Consider the following 2,648-nt stretch of genomic DNA (forward strand, 5'->3'; position numbering starts at 1 on the left):
TGGATATTCCGGACTATACTGACCCCTGTTCCGGTCATATTGACCCCTCTAAAAATGGGTTTGGTACTGTAATCTGTTAGACTGACAATTTTACATTTTTTTTCTGAGACTTTCTCCTTTTAACTCTATTCTGTATGAAGAATGGACCAACCTGTCAAGAATGGCATCTGCTATGGTTTCTTCTCCTATGATATCATACCAACTGGAAACAGGTAACTGGCTTACCAGGATAGTCGATTTTTTACCGTGTCTATCCTCGATCATTTCCATAAAATCGAGCTGTTGCTGCTTCTCCAGATGTGTGAGCCCGAAGTCATCCATTATCAGCAGATCTGTTTTGGCAAGCTTATCGAAAAACTTCATGGCTGTACCTTCAAGCCTTGCCATTTTGGTCTTGAGCATCAGTTTCTGGGTGTTAAAGTATGCTGCTCTGAACCCGAGGATACAGGCCTGATGGCCGAGTGCGGATGCCAGATAGCTTTTTCCGCATCCGGTGGCACCTGTTATCAGGACTGCTTCTCCCTTGTTGATGTATTCCCCGGTTGCAAGGGTGGTAAGCATCATGTCGTCAATGCCTCTGGCTTTGTCAAGTTTAAGTTCTTCAAGTGAAGCTTTGTACCTGAATGCCGCATTGGTTTCAAGTCTTTTGAACCTCCTGTTGTCTCTTTCAAGCTCTTCGGCCTGTAGCAGCAGTTCAAGCCCTTCAGAGAGTGACAGGCTTTGGTTTTTTCTTGTTTCCCTGAGTGCTGTCCATGTTTTGGACATGCCGTGCAGTTTGAGTTTGGCAAACTGCATTTCGATCTGGTTTGTCATAGTTGTTAAAATTTAATTGATTGTTGATTGCCGTAATAGGATCTGCCCCTGAGATTATCATGTTTGGGCAGACTGATGTCATTGTCCCGGACAGACTCGTCTTCCATGCGGTTTTCTATGATGTTTTTGACGAACTTGTATGAGAAGACCCCGTTTTCCATGGCTGTTCTGCACGCCTTATCGAGTGCTTCGGTATCTGATTTCCTTGCCAGTGCAAGCAGTCCGTCACAGGTCCTGTAAACCTGTTCGGGATATCTTTTCTGTTCAAAAAGAAGGCATACATACTCGTAAAGAGCCTTTGATATCCGTGCCGAAAGGTTCCTGTAATAGTCAGGACTTCTGTCTTTGTAATGTCTGTGGTGGGAACACAGGTGTTCTTCAACAGTGGAGTAAATCCCTTCTTTAAAGGTTCTGGAATGTACAGCTACTTTTCTGCCTTCATGGTATGCATAGAGCATGGATCTGGTGTAAACCACTTTTACTTTACAGCCGATAAGGGTATGCGGCACACTGTAATACCGTTTGTCGGCGGAAAGATAGATATGGTTGTTTTTGGCAACTGTGAGGACAGTGTAGTTCCTGAGTTCGAAACGCTCTTCGGGAAGTGCTGTCAACAGCGTCTTTTCTTCGGCTAGAAACTTCTCTTCCCTGCAGTAAGGCTTCTTCTGCATCCTTGTCTGGTTGTGGGCTCTGACTCTCATCCTGATGGCTTGGTTGAGGGAGACAAGATCGAAGAACTGCATGTTTCTGAGTTTGGCGTATACTCTGGGATAAAGAATCTTGACCTGGTTTTCCACCAAGGCTTTATCCTGTGGCTTTCTCACCCTGGCCGGAAGCACAGCTGTTCCGTAGTGGTTGGCAAAATCTTCAAGGGCTTGGTTGATGTCGGGTTCGTAACGGTCTGCCCTGACCACAGCGGCTTTAAGGTTGTCGGGGACAAGCAACTGGGGCACACCTCCGAGATCTTCAAAACATCTGCTGAGTGCAAAAAGAAAATCAGATGTGCCCTGGGAGGGAACTGCCATTGCAAAGGCATAGTCCGAATATGGGAGGCAGGCAACAAAAAGCTGGCATTCAATGACCTCCCCTGTATCCCTGTCGATGTAAGGGATTGTTTTGCCCGCAAAATCTATGTAGAGTTTTTCCGCAGGCTTATGTTCAAGAACCATTGAGGGCTTGACAGCAGCTGTCTGTTGCTGGTCAAGGTGGAAACAGAACTGGGAGTAGCTGTACCCTTCGGGATTGGATTGTCTGTATTCTTCCCATAAAACAGTCCTTGTGACTCCGGTACGCCGGAGCTCTTTCTTGTAATAGTCAAGGTTGGACTTAAAGTGGTCATACCTTGAATCCTTGTAAGATGGGTTTCCGGGATGGAATAGAGTGTAAAGTTCAGGCTCATCAAGGCCCAGGAGCATCTCAAGGGTCGTCTTCCCGCTTCTTTTGCCCGTAAGTAGCTTATCAAGTTTAAAAAGGTATGTCTTGACGGTATTCTTGCTGATATCAAGAATACGGGCTATGGTCTTGATGCCCTTGCCCTGTTTTTTCAATATAATCAATTGCTTTATCTGACTCATCGGTTTTGGTTTACCTGCCATTGGATTACAGTTAGCGTGGATAGAAAATATCCACTAAAAAACCAAAACCATTCATCAGAGGGGTCAACATGCTCCGGAATCCTGACCCAGGGGGGTCAACATGCTCCGGAATTTTGCCGAAAATCTATCCAAAGGGGGTCAACATCCGCCGGAATGTCAGTCGGATCCAGCCAACCAGGCCACATTCACAACTCAAAAACATTCCGGTTCAGAGGGGTCAGCATGCTCCGGAATATCCAG

Annotated in this window: 2 protein-coding genes; both read right to left on the bottom strand. The window is 46.0% G+C overall.

Annotated features, from left to right (window positions below; translation table 11 throughout):
- Positions 1-90 precede the first annotated feature (90 nt).
- A complete protein-coding gene (gene istB / locus IAQ59_RS21660) occupies positions 91-813 on the bottom strand; it encodes an IS21-like element helper ATPase IstB (protein WP_209332945.1) in 723 nt (240 codons plus the stop codon).
- Positions 814-818: 5 nt separating this feature from the next.
- Positions 819-2,408 carry an IS21 family transposase gene (gene istA / locus IAQ59_RS21665; protein WP_209332946.1) on the bottom strand — a complete coding sequence of 530 codons (1,590 nt, stop codon included), beginning with the start codon at positions 2,406-2,408 and terminating at the stop codon, positions 819-821.
- Between the last annotated feature and the right edge of the window lie 240 nt (positions 2,409-2,648).

This window comes from Lunatimonas salinarum, assembly GCF_017811155.1.
Classification (GTDB): domain Bacteria; phylum Bacteroidota; class Bacteroidia; order Cytophagales; family Cyclobacteriaceae; genus Lunatimonas; species Lunatimonas salinarum.